The 18,678-nt window shown below is 67.8% G+C and carries 18 protein-coding genes and 1 tRNA gene; 4 read left to right on the forward strand and 15 right to left on the reverse strand.

Translation table 11 applies throughout. From position 1 onward, the window contains the following. Positions 1 to 470: hypothetical protein (locus ACLML9_RS19840; protein WP_411946934.1), on the forward strand; the 470-nt coding region annotated here is incomplete at its 5' end. 99 nt (positions 471 to 569) lie between these two features. Here ACLML9_RS19840 and ACLML9_RS19845 read toward each other — a convergent pair. From ACLML9_RS19845 to ACLML9_RS19855, 3 genes are read right to left on the reverse strand one after another with little or no spacing between them, the layout of a single operon-like run. Further along, positions 570 to 1,406: a helix-turn-helix domain-containing protein gene (locus tag ACLML9_RS19845; protein ID WP_411946935.1), complete on the reverse strand. Its 837-nt coding sequence runs from the start codon at positions 1,404 to 1,406 to the stop codon at positions 570 to 572. Next, a complete protein-coding gene (locus ACLML9_RS19850; RefSeq protein WP_411946936.1) occupies positions 1,403 to 1,930 on the reverse strand; it encodes a DUF6879 family protein in 528 nt (175 codons plus the stop codon). Before ACLML9_RS19850 ends, ACLML9_RS19845 begins: the two co-directional genes overlap by 4 nt. Next, positions 1,881 to 2,240, reverse strand: coding sequence for a hypothetical protein (locus ACLML9_RS19855; RefSeq protein WP_411946937.1), 360 nt, complete (start codon positions 2,238 to 2,240; stop codon positions 1,881 to 1,883). Before ACLML9_RS19855 ends, ACLML9_RS19850 begins: the two co-directional genes overlap by 50 nt. A gap of 375 nt (positions 2,241 to 2,615) precedes the next feature. Here ACLML9_RS19855 and ACLML9_RS19860 point away from each other — a divergent pair, with 375 nt between their 5' ends. Beyond that, entirely contained in the window at positions 2,616 to 2,852 is a 237-nt protein-coding gene (locus ACLML9_RS19860; protein WP_411946938.1) for a hypothetical protein, read from the forward strand. A 100-nt stretch (positions 2,853 to 2,952) separates the two neighbouring features. Further along, positions 2,953 to 4,248: a tyrosine-type recombinase/integrase gene (locus ACLML9_RS19865; RefSeq protein WP_411946939.1), complete on the forward strand. Its 1,296-nt coding sequence runs from the start codon at positions 2,953 to 2,955 to the stop codon at positions 4,246 to 4,248. Positions 4,249 to 4,336: 88 nt separating this feature from the next. On the opposite strand, the gene ACLML9_RS19870 is transcribed toward ACLML9_RS19865, so the two are convergent. From ACLML9_RS19870 to ACLML9_RS19890, 5 genes are all read right to left on the reverse strand, one after another. After that, a tRNA-Thr gene (locus ACLML9_RS19870) sits at positions 4,337 to 4,409 on the reverse strand. A 57-nt stretch (positions 4,410 to 4,466) separates the two neighbouring features. Then, entirely contained in the window at positions 4,467 to 5,657 is a 1,191-nt protein-coding gene (locus tag ACLML9_RS19875; protein WP_411946949.1) for a DNA polymerase III subunit delta', read from the reverse strand. Between the two features lie 86 nt (positions 5,658 to 5,743). Beyond that, the gene (locus ACLML9_RS19880) at positions 5,744 to 6,250 is read right to left on the reverse strand and encodes a DinB family protein (protein ID WP_411946940.1); all 507 of its coding nucleotides are present in this window, start codon (positions 6,248 to 6,250) and stop codon (positions 5,744 to 5,746) included. Between the two features lie 69 nt (positions 6,251 to 6,319). Further along, entirely contained in the window at positions 6,320 to 9,238 is a 2,919-nt protein-coding gene (gene topA / locus ACLML9_RS19885) for a type I DNA topoisomerase (protein ID WP_411946941.1), read from the reverse strand. Between the two features lie 1,058 nt (positions 9,239 to 10,296). Then, the gene (locus tag ACLML9_RS19890) at positions 10,297 to 10,503 is read right to left on the reverse strand and encodes a cold-shock protein (protein WP_011206895.1); all 207 of its coding nucleotides are present in this window, start codon (positions 10,501 to 10,503) and stop codon (positions 10,297 to 10,299) included. Positions 10,504 to 10,935: 432 nt separating this feature from the next. Between ACLML9_RS19890 and ACLML9_RS19895 the strand changes: the two genes are divergently transcribed. Beyond that, the gene (locus tag ACLML9_RS19895) at positions 10,936 to 13,329 is read left to right on the forward strand and encodes a DEAD/DEAH box helicase (RefSeq protein WP_411946942.1); all 2,394 of its coding nucleotides are present in this window, start codon (positions 10,936 to 10,938) and stop codon (positions 13,327 to 13,329) included. A 210-nt stretch (positions 13,330 to 13,539) separates the two neighbouring features. On the opposite strand, the gene ACLML9_RS19900 is transcribed toward ACLML9_RS19895, so the two are convergent. The 7 genes from ACLML9_RS19900 to ssd form a co-directional block, all read right to left on the reverse strand. After that, positions 13,540 to 13,914, reverse strand: a complete 375-nt coding sequence (locus ACLML9_RS19900) for an Rv3654c family TadE-like protein (protein ID WP_411946950.1) — start codon at positions 13,912 to 13,914, stop codon at positions 13,540 to 13,542. A 77-nt stretch (positions 13,915 to 13,991) separates the two neighbouring features. After that, positions 13,992 to 14,306 carry a TadE family type IV pilus minor pilin gene (locus ACLML9_RS19905; protein ID WP_411946943.1) on the reverse strand — a complete coding sequence of 105 codons (315 nt, stop codon included), beginning with the start codon at positions 14,304 to 14,306 and terminating at the stop codon, positions 13,992 to 13,994. A 92-nt stretch (positions 14,307 to 14,398) separates the two neighbouring features. Further along, positions 14,399 to 14,599, reverse strand: a complete 201-nt coding sequence (locus ACLML9_RS19910; protein ID WP_411946944.1) for a DUF4244 domain-containing protein — start codon at positions 14,597 to 14,599, stop codon at positions 14,399 to 14,401. A 117-nt stretch (positions 14,600 to 14,716) separates the two neighbouring features. Further along, positions 14,717 to 15,313 carry a type II secretion system F family protein gene (locus tag ACLML9_RS19915; RefSeq protein ID WP_411946945.1) on the reverse strand — a complete coding sequence of 199 codons (597 nt, stop codon included), beginning with the start codon at positions 15,311 to 15,313 and terminating at the stop codon, positions 14,717 to 14,719. A 115-nt stretch (positions 15,314 to 15,428) separates the two neighbouring features. After that, a complete protein-coding gene (locus ACLML9_RS19920) occupies positions 15,429 to 16,253 on the reverse strand; it encodes a type II secretion system F family protein (RefSeq protein WP_411946946.1) in 825 nt (274 codons plus the stop codon). Beyond that, positions 16,250 to 17,449, reverse strand: a complete 1,200-nt coding sequence (locus ACLML9_RS19925; protein ID WP_411946947.1) for a TadA family conjugal transfer-associated ATPase — start codon at positions 17,447 to 17,449, stop codon at positions 16,250 to 16,252. Before ACLML9_RS19925 ends, ACLML9_RS19920 begins: the two co-directional genes overlap by 4 nt. Continuing rightward, entirely contained in the window at positions 17,446 to 18,552 is a 1,107-nt protein-coding gene (gene ssd, locus ACLML9_RS19930; RefSeq protein WP_411946948.1) for a septum site-determining protein Ssd, read from the reverse strand. The genes ACLML9_RS19925 and ssd overlap by 4 nt, the downstream gene beginning before the upstream one ends. Positions 18,553 to 18,678 lie beyond the last annotated feature (126 nt).

An 18,678-nucleotide genomic window follows, 5' to 3' on the forward strand; every position in this document is an offset into this window, starting at 1 on the left:
ACCAGGGCCAATGGGACTCTAATTCCGACTGGTCACATCTATTGGGAGCGGGTCAGAAGGACGAACCTCGGAGTTCGTCCAACGAATACGACCCTTTCAGTCAACCGGTCGAAGCAACTCCGGCCGAACCGGAGTTGTTCATTCCACAGTCACCGAAACCGGAACCGGCCGAGGTTGAGCCTCAGCTAAACCCAGACGGCAGTCCGGTAATCACTTGGGTCGAAGTCACCGAAGAGGACGAACCGACAGGTTCGGACTTCGATCCTTTCGAACTGAAACCGTCACCGGAAACCGTGGCCGAACGTAAAGCGTTCGTCCTGAAATGCTGTCAGGGCTATTCCGTCGAAGATACGGCCGCCTTGCTGACGGCCCACTTCGAAGGTTTCAACTATGGTGACTGCCGAGCCGCGTACCGCTCGGCTCTGGAGAATGGTTATCTGTCGAAGGTTGTCCGTAGAGCGACCGTCTAGGGTCGCTCGTTCCATTATTCCACCCAGAGCGTTTTTAACGTCTCCGGGTGGATTTTCCTTATCCGGGTATAGGCGGACGGTGTTTCGTCGCTCTACGGGCTAACCAGCCCGTGTTTCCAACGCTTTCCGGATCAGCTCTCGGGCCGCTTCGCCTGTCACTGCCTGACCGGCGAGCGTTTCGAACGCTCGACTGTAGAGAGCTATCTCTCTCGGCTGTGTGATGGTCAGCTCTGCGGTGATCGCTTCTACCATCACCATCCGGTCGTCGAACATGACGAAGTTCGTCACGGGCGTAAGCCATTCGGCACCGGCCGGGACGATCCCGAACAGCACCCGAGGCAGCCCTATCACGGCTAGTAGCCGGTCGTACTGGCCTGTCATCACCTGCGGGCTTCCCACGGTCGTAGACAACGACTGTTCGGTGATGAGGATGTGGAACCGGTGGTCACCGTGGTAGAGGTATTTTTGCTGTTCAAGCCGGTTCGAGACGCCTTGGTCTACGTCGTTGGGGATCCGGTAGAACTCGGTCACCCGGTGTAGTACCGCTGCGGCGTACTCGGCGGTCTGGAGTATGCCGGGGATCAACACCGGCTCGTAGATCCGCATGAGCTTGGACTGTTCGGCCAGCGTCACGGACTGTTGCTGTCTGCGGCCGGTACCGGTGTGAAGCAGGCGCTTGAACTCCAGGTAAGCCGATTCGATGTTGCGAACCGTGGCGATGAGGTCGGCTAGCTGTTTCTCGGTGCCGGTGTAGGCGCAGTACGCGCGTAGCTGTGCTTCGGTGGGTGTGCGGTTGCCGGTTTCGATCTTGGATACCAAGGACTCGTGCCAGCCCGCCAAGGCGGCGAGCTGGCGTCCGGTGAGTCCAGCGTCCTTTCTGATCTCGCGTAAGCGCTTCCCGAGCGCTTCCCGCTGTTCGTGAACCGAGTTGGTCACCGGGCGGTGATTCCCTCCGCGAACTCCGCATACGGGGTCGCGGTAGCCCACAGACGATCTCGGACACTTCGGCAATGGGTGACTATCTGCGGGTCTTCGGTCACGGCTACACCGGCACCGCGTCCGGCAGGGTCTACAACGTTGAACGCGACCCGCGAACCGTCGAACAACCACCAATCATCCGAAGGCAGATTGGTGGCCGAATCTCGGGACACATACCGGATGTCTTCTCCAGCGCGGTGGTTCTCGGGGGTGATCGACAGCAACCACCGGTGATAGTCCGGCAGCGGCACCGTGACCACCCGGACACGCGAGACGGCTACACCCCGGCTCGTGGTCTCCCGAACCAGGTTGAGCCACGGCCGGAACCATCCGTAATCGTCGTCCCGATGCCCTTCGAGGAACCGCGCGAGCGGGGGGTTTTCCTCGTCTACGTCGTAGGCGTCGCGGGTTTCGAGATGGAACGCGGAGTGCTCAGCCTGCCCGAACAGATTCGAGAATGCTTCCTCTTGCAGCAGCAGCACCGTAGAACTTCCTCTCACGCTTCGGTACCTCGATAGCCGTTTCGTCTTCGGCCAAGTCGAGTTGAGCCAGCGTTGCCGTGTCTGTCACCGGCCGACCCGAGACAAGGAACGTACCCCGGTCGGTATCGGTCATGGTCGCGCCGATGAACGTATCCGGCTCGGCGAACCCAATGAGCAGGTGCGGAATCTCGATGGTTCCTGCCGTGTCGGTCTGCCAGCCCTGTACCAGGTAACTGCCGTGGTCGGTGGCGTACAGCGTCGGGCATTGGCCGCCGCCCGATCCGCCCTTGCCGAGGAATCTTATCCGCATGATCTCCGCTCCCGTCTAGGGATGTGACCTTGTGTGACACCCCCGCTGGCAATGGTGCCTCATTCTGGCCGCCTATACGGGCCGTACAGCGAAGTTTTGTCAAGTTCCGTCAAGTTAGTAGCCGGTGGGGTTCTGTGCTGTCTAACGTCCATCCCAGCCGCCGCGCCGGGAGCCTCCGCCTCGGCGCGGCGCGCACACCAAGCCACGACAAGGGGTGTCGGATATGGAACCTCGATTGCCGCACAGGACACCGGAGCCGGTTCCGCCCGGCGCGTTCTGGGAGCCCCCGGACCTCTCGGTCCTGTTCCGTATCGCTGCCGCTCTCCGATGCCGGGGTGTCGAACCGTTCAGCATCGGAGACCCGACCCGTTCCGCGTGGATCACAAGGGGGGTATCTCGATGCTCTATTCGGTGACCGTCAACCGGGTCGGCCAGGACTACCGGATGTATTGCCCGGCGTTGGGGGTTCAGCGGTACGTGACGGACAAGAAGCTGGACACGGAGACGTTGGAAGCGGAAGCACGCGCGATGATCAGCCGGTGCGGCGGGGCCGCCAAGACTTTTGATGTCGAGTTGGAGTTGGACCGGAGCCGTCTCCGGCCCGTCCAGTGACCTGTCTTCTGGGGTTGCTTCTGCCGGTCTAATGTCTCGGTTTCATAACACCCAGAACCTTTGGCACTTTCATTCATGCGGACTGATACCGTCCCGTTCTGTGAGCACCACAGACACGCCACGCAAGCCCCAGCGCAAGCCCGGCAACGTCCGCGTTGAAGACAGGCATTATCTGGACGCCAAGCGTCAGATCCGGACTTCGCGCTGGAAGACCGATGAGAACGGCAAACTCGTTCCGATCGGCAAGCGTTGGATCGTTCACTGGAACGACCCGACCGGCAGCCCGAAGTCCAAGAGCTTCGCCAGGCGGACAGAAGCCGATGCCTACGCGACGAAGGTAACCAGCGACATCTACCAGGGCACCTACCGCGACCCTCAGCAGATCGGAACGGCCTTCTCCACGGTCGCTGACCTATATGAAAGGTCGCTCGCTACCGCGCCGAAGGCCACCCGTTCGGCGCATATATCGGTACTGAAGAACCATGTCCGGCCGGAGTTCGATACCCGGGACATCGGCGGTATCACCAAGACGGACATCGTGTCGTGGGTGGCGGACCTCACCGCCAAGAAGAAGCTTTCCCCCGCCACGGTCCACCGGTGCTTTGTCGCGCTGCGGGGTGTGCTGAAACTCGCTATTCCGGACCATCTTCGGGCGGATCCGTCCGCCGGGGTGAAGCTTCCTCCGCTGCCGAGCGCGAAAGACCGGTTTCTGACTCACGCGGAGGTAGCCCTACTGGCCGCCGCTGCCGACTTCCGGCACAGCGCGAAGCGGCCCGGCCGCCGCACAGACCTTGAAGAGACCTCGGTACCCGATACCTTCCCGTTGGACGATGACGGAGTGCCCATCGTCCCGGAAGCCAAGCCATCGGAGGATGGTCTAGCTATTCGGTTCCTGGCCTACACCGGCCTTCGAATCGGCGAACTGAGCGGCTTGCAGGTTCGGGACTTCGACCTGAAGAAAGCGCGTCGTGTCCGCGTGGATGGTTCGCTTGCCGTGGACGAGGATGAGCCGGGAGACACCAAGTCACGGAAGACTAGGTGGGTACCTATCCCTAAGTCGTTGGTTGGCGAACTGGCGGAGCATCTGAAGGGCCTTAAAGCGGACGCGTGGGCTTTCACAGCGCCGAACGGTGGACCGATCCGCCGGACCAACTGGAACCGGCGCGTGTTGAAACCGGCGGCTGAGTTGGTCGGGCTGCTGCCGCTCACCGCACACGACTTGCGGCACACCTACGCGAGCCTTTCCGCGTCGTCCGGTGTGCGCGTAGAGATCGTTTCGCGGCTCATGGGGCACGCGGACCCGGGTTTCACGATGCGCCGGTATATCGGTCTGTTCCCGGATGATCTGTCCGCGTCGGCGGACCTTCTGGACGCTGCCATGTCGGCCGGTATCTAAGTGGGCAGTCCGCTTGTGCGGACTGTGTGCGGACTGGAGACGAAGGAAGCCCTTCCCGAATTCCTCGGAAAGGGCTTCTGACCTGCGGAGCCGCCTAGGAGAATCGAACTCCTGACCTTTTCATTACGAGTGAAGCGCTCTACCGACTGAGCTAAGGCGGCGTGCCTTTCGGCGTGGCGAGTCTATCGTCTCCTACCTGGGAACGCGAAAACGGCAGGTCAGGAGGTTTGGGCGATGAGGGTGGCGGCCATGGCGGCCACCGCGAAACGGGGCTTGACGTTCTGGTCGAGAGCCTCGCGGCAGGCGAGCACGGCGTCGATGGAGCGCAGCAGGCCTTCGGGGCGGACGCGCTGGGCGAGCTCGTGGGCGCGGTCGGCCATATCGGGGTGGGTCACGGTGATACCGGCGGGGTCGCCGAAGGCGATGGCGAGGGCGTCGCGGTAGAGGCCGGCGATATCGAGGAGGGCGCGGTCGAGGGCGTCACGGCCGGTGCGGGTGGCGCGGGATTTCTGGCGGCGTTCGAGGTCCTTGAGGACACCGGCCGACCCGCGAGTGGCGCTCGCGGCGCCTTTACCGGTGCCACCGGCGCCGAGGGCGGTGGCGAGTTCGTCGCGTTCGCGTTCGTCACGTTCGGCGCTGAGCTGTTTCGCCTCGTCTTCGGCGGCCTTCACCAGTTCGTCGGCGGCGAGGTAGGCGGTGCCGCGGGCCACCGCGGTCACGACGTCCAGGGCGCGACGGCGGCGGGCGCGGGCCTCGTCATCGGTGGCGAGGCGGCGGGCGCGGCCGATATGACCGCCGCTCACGGCAGCCGCCCAGTCGGCGGTTTCCGGATCGAGGCCGTCGTGTTCGCGCAGGACCTGGGCTATCGCCGGAGCAGCGGGGGCGACCAGGTGGACGTGCCGGCAACGGGAGCGCAGGGTGACGGAGATGTCCTCGGGATCCACCGAGGGGGCGCACAGCAGGAATACAGTGCGCGCGGGTGGTTCTTCCACCACCTTGAGCAGTACGTTGCCCGCGGCTTCGGTGAGCCGGTCGGCGTCCTCGATCACCACCACCTGCCAGCGGCCGGTGCTGGGCCGCCGGGCCGCGATCTGCACGATCCCGCGCATCTCCTTGGTGGAGATGCTCAGGCCCTCGGGGACCACCCGCCGGACATCGCCGTGCGTGCCCGCCATGGTGGTGGTGCAGGCGTGGCAGCGGCCGCACCCGGGCTGTTCGGGATCGGTGCACTGCAGCGCGGCCGCGAAGCACAGCGCGGCGACCTCGCGACCGGACCCGGGCGGGCCCGTGAACAGCCACGAATGCGTCATGGCGCCCTCGGCCACACCGGATCGGCCCGCGACCGCGGCGGCGGTCAGATCGGCGGTCACCGAAGCCTGACCCACGAGACGCTCGAAGACACCCACCACGCTCACACCCTAATACGCTCGACCGGCCACCGGGGCACACCGGTACAGGTGCTCCCACCGTCCTGCTCTCGGCTGCCGGAATTCCCCTACCCGGCGCGCTGGGCGGTGGTGTTCGCCCCGTCCAATTGTTCGCGGATTATGTCGGCGTGCCCGCTGTGGTGGGCGATCTCACGAAGGATGTGCAGGATCAGGAACCGCGCGGACCACCACACCCGGCCGGGTACCCACGGGTTGGTGGGCGTGGGAATCGACGCGTCCAGATCGTCCACGGCGCGAATGATCTCGGCGGTGTTCGCGGCGACGCGCTCCCATTCGGCGAGCAGACCGGCGACCGTCTCGTCGTCGCCGATGACGTATTCGCCCTCGTAGTCCTCGAGCTTCGTTTCGGCGTTCTCGTCCCGCTCGACCAGCACCTTCGTCCAATCCCGCTCACAGCGGACGATGTGGTGCAGCAGGCCGCCGAGGGTCAGTTCGCTGGCGGTGGTCCGCTGCCGCGCCTGCTCGTCGTCGATACCCCGCAGCGTTATCCGGAACATCTCACGCTGTTCGTCGAGCAGTTGGACGAGATCCTCGCGTTCCCGGCTACCGGGCATCGGCGCTCCTTGTCTTCGGACGGTATTCGCGCGCGACGTTACTGCGATGGTCCGACAGACAACCGTCGTCTAGTCTTCGCTCTGGGAAGACGACCGGCCCGCGGACTGCTTCGCCGGGGCCTTCTTGGCGGGAGCCTTCTTGGCCGCGGTCTTCTTCGCGGCCGCTTTCGCGGTGGTCGTTTTCTTCGCCGCGGTGGTGGTCTTCTTGGCGGCGGCCTTCTTGGCCGGGGCCTTCTTGGCCGGAGCCTTCTTGGCCGCCTTCTTCACCGGGCCGCGTGCCCGCCGGTCGGCCAGCAGTTCGGAAGCGCGTTCGTCGGTGATGGACTCGACTTCGTCGCCCTTGCGCAGGCTGGCGTTGGTCTCACCGTCGGTCACGTAGGGCCCGAAACGCCCGTCCTTGATGACCATCGGCTTCCCGGTGGCGGAATCGTTGCCGAGTTCCCGGAGCGGCGCGGCTGCCGCGGCCTGTCTACCTCTGCGTTTGGGTTCGGCATAGAGTTTGAGGGCCTCATCGAGGGTCACATTGAAGATCTGGTCCTCGGTGGCCAGCGATCGCGAATCGGTGCCCTTCTTCAGATACGGCCCGTACCGGCCGTTCTGCGCGGTGATCTCCTCGCCGGAGGCCGGGTCGGTGCCGACCACGCGCGGCAGCGACAGCAGTTTCAACGCGTCCTCGAGCGTGACCGTGGCCGGGTCCATCGATTTGAACAGCGACCCGGTACGCGGCTTCGGCGCGTTCTTCTTCGCGGTCTTCTTGGCCGCCTGATCCTCGTCGGTCTCCGGCAGGATCTCGGTGACGTACGGCCCGAAACGTCCTTCCTTGACCACGATTTCGTTCCCGTTGCCCGGGTCGTTGCCCAGGGTGCGGCCCTCCTGCGGAGTGGAGAAGAGTTTCTCCGCCACCTCCGGGGTGAGCTCGTCGGGCGGCAGGTCATCGGGGAGATTGGCGCGCTGGGAGGTCGGCTCGGCATCCGGTTTGCCGGGGTCGGCGACCATACGTTCCAGGTACGGCCCGTACCGGCCGACCCGCACCACCACATCGCGACCCGCGTCGTCGCTGAAGAGTTTGATGGAGTTGATCAGGCGGGCATCGATATCGTCGAGCCGCTCGCCGACCATTCGCTTCAGACCGCCGGACCGCGCGACCGAGCCCTCGGCGCCGTCGTCACCCCCGAAGTAGAAGCTGGACAACCAGTTTCCGCGCTGTGCCCGGCCGCCGGCGATGGCGTCCAGGTCGTCTTCCATGGCGGCGGTGAAATCGAAATCGACCAGGCGGCCGAAGTACTGTTCCAGCAGCCCGGTCACCGAGAAGGCCACCCAGGACGGCACCAGCGCACTACCGCGTTTGTAGACATAACCGCGGTCCAGGATGGTTTTGATGATCGACGAATAGGTGGACGGCCGCCCGATGCCGAGTTCCTCCAGCGATTTGATCAGCGAGGCCTCGGTGTAGCGGGCGGGCGGGTTGGTGCTGTGCCCGTCGGGGTTCAACTCGACGGCGGTGACGCCCTCGCCCTCGGCGAGTTGCGGCAACCGGGTCTCGGCGTCGTCGGACTGGCCGCCGGCCTCCTCGTCGACACTTTCCACATAGGCCTTCAGGAAGCCCGGGAATGTGATGGTACGACCCGAGGCGGAGAACACGCATTCCTCGCCGGTGCCGGCGGTGCCGGTGATCCGCAGGGTGAGGGTGGTGCCCCGGGCGTCGGCCATCTGCGAGGCGACGGTGCGCTGCCAGATCAGCTCGTAGAGCCGGAACTCGTCGTTGTCCAGCCGCGCGTGCAGCTGGCCCGGGGTGGCGAAGGTGTCGCCCGCGGGACGGATGGCCTCGTGCGCTTCCTGCGCGTTCTTCACCTTCCGGGTGTACTGCCGGGCGGTGGGATGCACGAATTCGGCACCGTAGAGCTGGGTGGCCTGGGTGCGCGCGGCATTGATCGCCGACTCCGACAGCGTGGTCGAGTCGGTACGCATATAGGTGATGTAACCGTTCTCGTACAACCGCTGCGCGGTGCGCATGGTGCGTTCCGAGGTGAACCGCAGTTTGCGGCCGGCCTCCTGCTGCAGCGTGGAGGTCATGAACGGCGCATACGGTTTGCGGGTGTAGGGCTTGGACTCGGCGGAGGTCACCACCAGGTCGGCGCCGTGCAGGGCCTCGGCCAGGCGGCGGGCCCGGGCCTCGTCCAGGACCAGCGCCCGCGAATCGGCCTTGAGCCGGCCGTCGGACCCGAAATCGCGGCCGGTGGCGACCCGCGAACCGTCCACGTCGACGAGGCGGGCGGAGAAGACCCGCGGATTGGCGGAATCGGCTTCGCCGCCGGCGTCCAGTCTCGCGGCGATATCCCAGTACTCCGCCGACCGGAACGCCATCCGTTCCCGCTCGCGCTGCACGATCACCCGCGTCGCCACGGACTGCACCCGGCCCGCCGACAACCGCGGCATGACCTTCTTCCACAGCACCGGACTGACCTCGTAGCCGTACAGCCGGTCCAGGATGCGCCGGGTTTCCTGCGCGTCGACCAAGTCGTTGTCCAGGTCGCGGGTGTCGGCGGCGGCCGCGCGGATCGCCGGCTCGGTGATCTCGTGGAAGACCATCCGCCGGACCGGCACCTTCGGCTTCAGCGTCTCCAGCAGATGCCAGGCGATGGCCTCGCCCTCGCGGTCGGGGTCGGTGGCCAGATACAACTCGTCGGCGTCGGCCAGCAGACCCTTGAGTTCGGTGACCTTGCCCTTCTTCTCCGGGCTGACGACATAGATGGGCTCGAAGTCGTTGTTGACGTCCACACCGAGCCGCGCCCAGTCCTGGCCCTTGTACTTGGCCGGGACATCGGCCGCACCGCGCGGCAGATCCCGGATATGGCCGACCGATGCCTCGACCGTATAGTCCCGCCCCAGGTAGGGCGCGATTTTACGGGCCTTCGTCGGGGATTCGACGATGACGAGACGACGCACGGGACGACCCGCCTCGGCTGCGTTTCGGTCTCGTGTTGCCACCGGCGAATCCCTTTCCTTCTCGACCCGCTGAACACTGCTCGGTACGCAGGACGCGGTTGATTGAGCAGATGGTGACGCCTTACATCACCACCAGTCACGTTTATACCTCGACGCCGCGCGTGGTCGAACGGTTGCGACCATCGGGCGATGGCGCGTCGATGCCGTTCAGTATGCAGGGCCGCGCCGACAGTCGGCACGCACGGTGCGTCACGAAACCACGCAGCATCGACTTGACCGGTGTGCGCGAAGGCCGATCCGTCTCCGGCCCGCGCGTGGCGCGGAGCACGTTCGACGGATACGAGTGGCGAGCGACGGGCGTGCCCCGCCTCGGCGCGGCACGCCACCCTCCGGCCCCGGTCGGCGCCACCCTACCCGCCGAGCACACGGCAGGGGCCGGCTCCGGAAAAAGCGCATCCGCAATAGAGACAGAGCTTCCCGGAAAGCGCACCGTATGGGCGCCGCCGCGCGCGGAGAGCACGGGTTCAGCGAACGCACCGTCACATGGACGTCTCCCCGGCTCGGCTGCGCTGATATGCCGAACGCGCATGACGGACGGGCCGCCGGGCGATAGACGTACCGGCGCGCCGTCCACCCGGAAGCCGCCTGGACTCACGAGCGAAGCGTCTACCCCGGGGCGGTTGGAGCGCACGACGGAAGCCGATGCCCACGAACGCACGGCCGGGGCGGGCACTCCGGTGCGCCGCGACCACAGGCTCCGAGCCGATACCCGGCTGCGCCGGAAGGGCACGACCGGATCGGGTGCCCGGCCGCGCCCGGAGCACGTGGCCTGAGCCGATGCCCGAGCACGCCCAATACGCTCGGCCGGAGCGGAGGCCCGAGTGCGCAAAAAGCGCGTGGCCGGACCGGACGCCGGGGTACGCAAAGAGCGCACGACCGGAGCAGGCGCCACGGTACGCAGAAAGCGCATGGCCGGAGCGAACGCCCAGGTACGCAGAAAGCGCATGGCCGGAGCGAACGCCCAGGTACGCATACTCCACATATAGTTCGTCCCTCGCTCCCGTTACGGGAGCGAGGGACGAACTGGGAGGTGGACTCGCTCAGCTGAGCGCGCGAACTCCGGTGGCCTGGGGGCCCTTGGTGCCCTGGCCAACCTCGAACTCGACCTTCTGATTTTCTTCGAGGGTACGGAAACCCGAACCCTGGATCTCGGAATAGTGGACGAAGACGTCCGCAGAGCCGTCCTCGGGCGCGATGAAGCCGAAGCCCTTCTCCGCGTTGAACCACTTCACAGTTCCCTGTGCCATTCTGTTCCTTCTCTTTTCTTACTCGGAACGGCGGACAACTGGGTTTCGTCCACCGGGCCTGTTGCGGTCGGCGCTACTCTGGACTCCTATGGGGGCCAACGTATGCCGTTCGCAACATCGATCCTGCCAGGGTTAGGACTTTGCATCCGTCCCTCGAACACAGAAGCTTGCGACCGAGAACCAGTGAACCATGTCTTTGGGAAATTCAACAGCGGAGTTACCGACAATTTGCAAAAAAAATGATCTCGCGAATGCGGAGGTAAGGGTTAGTCCGTCCGAATCTGAACTTCCGGTATGTTTGCCTTCCGATAACCAGCGTCCGGACCGCGTACCCGGTTGTGACCCAGATCGCTATTGGGTATCGAACCCGCAGGTGACACGAGGCGGACGATGGTGTTTCACATTGTTCGAAGACCCGGAAGGCGCCCCGGCATGACCCGAGAGATCCGGCCAGATCAGTCCTATGGGCGATCGTTGCTGAATCGTGTCCTCGATGGCGATCCGGCCACTGATTCGCGGCTGACCCATATCGCCGAGGTACCCGGCCGGGCCGCCGCACCGACCGATTGGCCCGCCTGGTCGGCGCCGGAAGTCGTGAACGCACTGCGTGCGGAAGGTATCGAAGTGCCGTGGAGCCACCAGGCGGCCACCGCCGACCATGCCGTCCGTGGACAGCATGTGGTGGTCGCGACCGGGACGGCGTCCGGAAAATCGCTCGGCTATCAGCTCCCCGTTCTCACCGCACTGCACGAGGACCAGCGGGCGACCGCGCTCTACCTCGCCCCGACCAAGGCACTGGGCGCCGATCAGCTTCGAATGATCGGTGAACTGACCCGGCACGGATCCCTGCGCCGGATCCCCGTCGCCGCCTACGACGGCGACACCCCGACCGAGATCCGGCAGTGGGTGCGCGCCGAAACCCGCTGGCTGTTCACCAACCCGGACATGCTGCACCTGAGCCTGCTGCGCTCGCATCGCAGCTGGTCACGTTTCTTCCGGCGACTGCGCTACGTGGTCGTCGACGAATGCCACGCCTACCGGGGCCTGTTCGGTTCCCATGTGGCGCTGGTCCTGCGCCGCCTGCGCCGGCTGGCGGCCCACTACGGCGCCGATCCGGTCTTCGTCCTCTGTTCCGCGACGGCCGCCGATCCGGCCGCGGCAGCGTCCAGGCTGGTCGGCGCCGACTGCGTGGCGGTGACCGAGGACGGGTCGCCGCGCGGGCCACGCACCGTCGCGTTCTGGGAACCGCCACTGCTCACCGCGGTGACCGGGGAGAACGGTGCGCCCGTCCGGCTCGGCGCCACCACGGAGGCGGCACGTATCACCGCCGACCTGGTCTTGGAGGGAGCGCGGACGCTGACCTTCGCGCGGTCGCGCCGGGCGGCCGAGTTGATCGCCGTCCACACCCGGCAGCGCCTCACCGAAATCGACCCCGACCTGGCCGAACGCGTCGCCGCCTACCGCGGTGGATACCTACCCGAGGATCGGCGAGCCCTGGAAGCCGGGCTTTCGAACGGGTCCCTGCTGGCCGCGGCGACCACGAATGCCCTGGAACTCGGGGTGGACATCGCCGGCCTGGACGCCGTGGTGCTGGCCGGATTTCCCGGCACCGTCGCCTCGTTCCGCCAGCAGATCGGCCGGGCCGGGCGCCGGACACAGGGTGCGCTGGCCCTGCTCGTGGCCCGTGACGACCCCCTGGACACCTATCTCGTGCACCATCCCGAAGCCCTGCTGGACCGCCCGGTCGAAGCGAGCACCATCGATCCCTCGAACCCGTACGTACTCGGCCCGCAACTGCTGTGCGCGGCCATGGAACTGCCCATCGCCGACGCGGAGGCCCGAGCGTTCGGCGCCCCCGGAGTACTTTCGGAATTAGCAGGTCAGGGGCTCGTCCGGCGACGAGAAGCCGAGGGCGGCAGCCGGTGGTTCTATACGGGCGCCGAACCGCCGCACGACGAGGTCGACGTCCGCGGCGGCATCGGTACCCCGGTCGCGATCGTGGTGGCCGAGACGGGACGCCTCCTCGGCACGGCGGACGCCGGAAGGGCCCCGGCCACCCTGCACGAAGGCGCCGTCCACCTGCACCAGGGCGAGAGTTATGTGGTCGAGGAACTGGACCTCGACGGCGGTGTCGCCCTGGTCCGCGCCGATACCCCGGGCTGGACCACCAGCGCCCGCCGGATCACCTCCCTCACCCTGGACGCGGTACGCGAGAGCACGACCTTCGGCGAGGTCACCGCGGCTTTCGCGGACGTGACCGTACGTAGCCAGGTGGTGGGCTACCTGCGCACACTGGTCACTGGAGAGGTCCTCGACCTGGTCGAACTCGACCTGCCCGAGCAGACCCTGCCCACCACCGCCGTGCTCTACACCGTGACGCCGGAATTGCTGGACCGAGCCGGGATCGACGCTGCCGCGGTACCGGGCGCGCTGCATGCCGCCGAACACGCGGCGATCGGCCTGTTGCCGCTGGTGGCGACCTGCGACCGATGGGATATCGGCGGGGTTTCCACAGCTCGGCACGCCGATACCGGCCTGCCCACCGTTTTCGTGTACGACGGTCGGCCCGGCGGGGCGGGGTTCGCCGAGCGCGGCTACACGATGCTGCGGCGCTGGCTCGCCGCCACCCTCGAGGCGGTCGAGGCGTGCTCGTGCCGTAGCGGGTGCCCATCCTGCGTGCAGTCGCCCAAGTGCGGAAACGGCAACGATCCCCTCGAAAAAGCCGGGGCGATCCGGCTGTTGGCCGCGATTCTCGCCGAGCTGACGGGTCGAGAGCGTCGATGCACAGCTATGGGGCAACTCGATGGTCACGGCGTTGCCGGGTGATCCGGAGCGGCCACCGTACGCCCGACCGGGCCGTCGAATTAAGAGGATACGCATCATATTAACTGCATTGTTGCCAAAGGACCGGTCGGTAGCTACAGATGCTCCTTTTGTATCAATTCCGGAACAAATGATGAATGCGAGAACGGGCCATTAATTGCTGTTGCTAAGCGAATACCGCATTCGTCGTTAACAAAATTCGGTATAGGCCGATCACGTCGCTTCTCCGACCGGCCCGGCTCGCGCAACCGCTCGTATACTCCGCACCCCGAACGGACCCAACGGTACTTTTTCTTCGACCGTGATCACGGCATCCCAACCGTCTATCTCGCACCGTGCGAGATGAGCCGCCATACGCCGGCCGAGTGATTCCGCCGCCGCGCATCCGGCTTCCGCGCCGTTCCACAGTTCCCCCGCGGCGGCCAGGGCGGCGAGGTCCGCCGCGGCCTGCGCCCGGTGCCGCGCCACGACCACCCCGCCGAACTGGACGACGAGCGCGGTCACCACGATCAAGCCCGCCAGCGCCAGACATGCCGCGACCGTCGCCGAGCCCTCCTCTCCTGCCGGATGCCGTGCCCGATACCCGATCGAACCGGGGGGCCGAGCCGCCCGGACGACACGCACGCACCGCGCACCCGGAGCCGACAGCATTCGGCCTCGCCGGCTCACGGGCCCGGATCCGGCTCGGTCACGGCCACCGACTCGGCGCGCAGCCGAAGAACGGGTAACAGTGGAGTATCGGACGCTACGACAGCGATCACCCGACCGCCTTCGTAGCGCACCGAGATCTCCGCCCCCTCCGGCGCCACCCGGCGGGCGGCGACCTCCGCGGCCCCGCGATCGCCACGGGCCGCCAGCCGGGCCGCCTCACGCGCGGCATCCACACACCGCACCTGGGTCACCGCCGCGAGTACCGCTCCCACACACAAGGCAGCGGCAGCGGCGATCGCGGCGAGTGCGATCGCCGCTTCGACGGTCACCGACCCGGTCTCGCCGGTGACCGGGCGCCGGAACGCACCGACGGCCCCCTTACCGTCGACGGCGACGGCGCCCGGCGAGTCGACCGGATACCTCAGACGCTCGTGTTCAGCGCCTTCTCGATGATCCCGGTCAGTGCGTCGGGGATGCTCTCGCCGGTCACCACGGTGTACAACACCGCGCCGAAAGCGGCCGCGGCTATGGTCCCGATCGCGTACTCGACGGTGCTCATCCCCTCCTCCTCCGCCACCACGCGCACCAGCCGGGCGTTCGCCCTTCGCCATGCTCCCCGCATCAGATCCCGTGCGTTCCATATCGTCGTTCGGCTCAAAAGCACCCCGACCCCCTCTCTCCTCGGCTCGCACAGCCGTTCCGTACGAGCACATCTCGATATCCGCCGCCGACCGCGGAGTCACAGCAGGCCCCCGCCGAGCACCCCACCCGCCAAGCCGATGATCACCGGCACTATGCCGAGACAGATGAACGCCGGTAGGAAGCACAGGCCCAAGGGCCCGCCGATGAGGACGCCGGCCCGTTCGGCCCGCGCGGTCGCCGCTTCCTCCACCTGGATGCGGCGCTCCTCGGCGAGTTCGCCGATGGCCGCGGCCAGTGACGAACCCGAGCGGGCCGAGCGCCGCGCCAGCCGGGCGAGCGCGTCGAATTCGGGAGCGCTCGGGCCGCCGGACTCGGTGGGAGCCCACGCCACGGCCGGGTCGGCGCCGAGGGCGAGCAGATCGGCCACCCGTTGCAGCCGATCCGACAGCGAATCGGCCGCGGCCGGCGCGACCGCACGCAGCGCGGCGGCGGTCGGTAAACCGGCCCGTAGACAGGCGGCCAGCAGATCGAACAGCGTCGCGATCGCGACCGGGTCGGCGGCCGCGACGGGTTTCCGGGACCGCACCCGCCGGAGAGCCGTGCCGGGGCTCAGCCGGGCGACCGCCGGAGCCGGGGCCGGTACCAGCAGCATTGCTGCCGACAGCAGGATGAACGGCCAGCCGTGGATCGCCATCGTTTTTTTCCTTTCGGTGTCGTTCGATGAGGTCGGCCGGGCGGACATCGATCCGGCGCAGGCCGCGTCCGCCGTACCGGTTTCGATCGGATGGAGTCCGCGGGCATGTCCGGGTTCACCGCGGGGCCACCCTCCGGGTGATCTCGTCCGCCCAGAGCAACCCGGCACAGGCCAGGCCGGCGCCGAGCGGCAGGAGAAAGCGGCCCGCCGGGGAGACGAACAGCACCTGGAGCGGATGGGCACCCATCAACTGCCCCAGACCGATACCCGGCACCGGTAGCACCGCCAGAATCGCCGCGGTGGCGCGAGCACCGGCCAGCGAAGCATCGGTCCGGGTCCGGAATCTCATCCGGGCGGCAAGGTCGGCGCGGGCCGCCGCCAGGAGTTCGGCCAGAGCCAGACCGTGCCGCTCGGCGACCTGCCAGGCATCGGCCACGCGGCCCAGTTCGGCGGCGATCACCGAGTCGGGACGGAGCAATCCCGCCGCGCCGGACCCGCCCAGCCTGCTGCGCGCCGAACCGACCGCGAAGGCCGCCGCCGCGATACCGCTGCTCTCCCGGGCGGCGACCGCGGCCGCGGCACTCGGGTGCGCGCCCACCCGCAGTTCGGAGACCACGGCCTCGAGCCCGTCGAGAAGATGTCCGCATTCGGTGCGGTGCAGAACAGCCCGGCGGGAGCGGCGCAGCCGCACCGCGACAGTCCCCGTGACGAGCAGCGCGGCCGGTAGGCTGCCGCTCCCCAGTGCGAAGGCCAGCGCACATCCGATACCGCCCGCCCCGAACATCACCCACCGCAGCGGAAACACGCGCACCCTGCGGACTTCGAACACGCTGCCGAATCGCCGCCTGCCGACAGGCCCCGGAGTGAGCAACAGCGCCAGAGCGGTGCAACCCAGGGCCGCCGCGACCGGGCCGACCGCTATCACGACCGGGAACATCATCCGGTCCGTTCCGCGAGCACCGCCTGCAGCACCCCGGCGGCGGGTGCCGGACCGGCTGCGCGCCATGCCGGGCGGATCTCCACCCAGCCGGCATTGTCCCGCTGCACCACACCGATTTCCGCGAGATACCGGAACCCGTCGGCACGCCGCCGGACGTGCAGCACCACCTGCACGGCAGCGGCCAATTGACTGTGTAGCGCAGGCCGGTCCATTCCGCCCAGCCCGGCCAGCGCCTCGAGCCGCGCGGTCACCTCTCGGATCGAGTTGGCGTGGATCGTTCCCGCGCCGCCGTCGTGTCCGGTGTTCAACGCGGTGAGCAGGTCGACGACCTCCGCACCGCGCACTTCACCGACCACTATGCGATCGGGACGCATACGCAATGCCTGCCGGACCAGATCACGCAACGTGATCTCCCCCGCCCCTTCGATATTGGGCGGCCGAGCCACCAGCCGGACCACATGCGGATGCGGCGGTGCGAGTTCGGCCGCGTCCTCGACACAGATGATGCGCTCCCCCTGGTCCACCTCGGCGAGCAGCGCCGAGAGCAAGGTGGTCTTCCCCGCGCCGGTGCCCCCGACCACAAGGAAGGCCAGACGAGCGCGAACAAGCTGTTGCAGCAGGACTTTCGCGCCGGGCGGCACCGCGCCGGATCGGGAGAGCGCGTCCAGTCCCTGGGTCGCCGGACGCAGGATCCGGAGCGACAGGCAGGTGCCACCGCGAGCGATGGGGGCGAGCACGGCGTGCAGCCGGACACCGAAGCTCTGCCCCAGGACCAGTTCCCGGCCGGACAATTGCCCATCGACCCAGGGCTGGGCATCGTCGAGGCGACGGCCCGCCGAGAGGGCCAGGCGCTGCGCCAGCCGCCGGACGGCGGCTTCGTCGGGGAAGGTCGTCGATGTCCGTTCGACCCCGCGGCCCCGATCGATCCACACCGCGTCCGGAGCGGTGACCAGCACATCGGCGACCGCGGGATCGTGCAGCAGGGGTTCGAGGACGCCTGCTCCGGTGAGTTCGGTCTGCAGCAACCGCAGGGCGCGCAGCAGATCGGTATCCCCCAGCATGCCCCCGGCTTCGGCGCGGATGGCCGCCGCGACCCGTGCCGGTTCGGGTTCCGCGCGGTCTCCGGCCAGCCGTTCCCGAACCCGTTCCAGTAGTTCGGTCGTCACCACTCCCGGGTGTTCGGCGCCGGCGCTCATCCGGCCCGCCGCGGGCCGGGTGGGCTCAGCACCGCCAGTACCGCATCACAGGCGTCCCGCAGCGGCCCACGCCGTAGCCGCAGTCCCCGGCGTTCGAGCCGCGCGGCCAGGCCCGGTTGCGCCCGGACCGCCGCCAGCAGCGGCAGTTCGAGCACGGCGGCGATATCGTGGCCGCGCAGGTTGCCGGGCGCCGGACCGCGCACCACCAGGCCGCGGTTGGGGTTGCGCTGCGCGATCCATTCCGCCGCCGCACCGGCTGCCGCCACCGCGCGCAGCTGCGCGGGCACGACGAGCACCACGAGATCGGCGGCATCGAGTATCCGGTCGGTATGCGGACCGCGCTCGCTGGAGATATCGCACACCACGAGATCGCCCGCGCCCCGCGCGGCGTCGACGACCGCGTGCACGGCGGCCGCGCCGATGGGACCGGTCCGGCCCCGGCCCCGGCCGCTGGACAGCACCGACAGCCCGCCGCCCGCGGCGGGGAGCGCATTGTGCAGTTCCGCGGCGGCGACCCGGCCGTCGTCCACGACCAGATCCGGCCAGCGCAGACCCGGCGCGCCCTCGATACCGAGCAGCAGATCGAGGCCGCCGCCGCGGGGCGCGCCGTCGACCAGCACCGTATGCGGCCGGAACCCGGCGGTGGCCGAGCGCAGCGCGGTCGCGGCGGCGAGGACGGACGCTCCGGCGCCGCCGCCCGCACCGGCCAGGGCGATCACGACTCCGCCGTCGGTGCGCTGTTCGCCGTACTCGGCGAATTTTTCGATGAGCTCGACCGCGGCGGCCGGGAGCGCGATCACCCCTTCGGCGCCGATCACCGCGGCCGCCTGCCAATCGGCCAGCCCGGGTTCACCGTCGGTGACGGTGACCACGCCGCTGCGCCGCGGGGGCGCCGTGCTCGCGGACACCACGGCGGCCTCGGTGTCGAGCACCACGAGTGGTGCCGCCGACCAGGGATGCCTGCCGGCCGGCGCCTCGGCTTCCTCGATTCGCCGGCCGGCCGCGGCCGCGACCCGGCGAACTTCCTCGCGTAACCGTTCGTCCCGGATGAGCACCAGCACCGCGGGTGGCTCCCCAGCGGTGGGCGTCGCGTCGTGATCCATGGACCCAGCCTCGCCCGTTCGGACCTGCTGGAACCGGTGGCTGCGGCGATTGTGGACAACTCGCGGGCTGTGGAGAACTTTTCGGAGCCGGCGATCGTCCCCTGGATAGAGGACGGCCCCAGCCGG

The organism is Nocardia sp. NPDC002869 (genome assembly GCF_046764065.1).
GTDB lineage: Bacteria > Actinomycetota > Actinomycetes > Mycobacteriales > Mycobacteriaceae > Nocardia > Nocardia rhamnosiphila.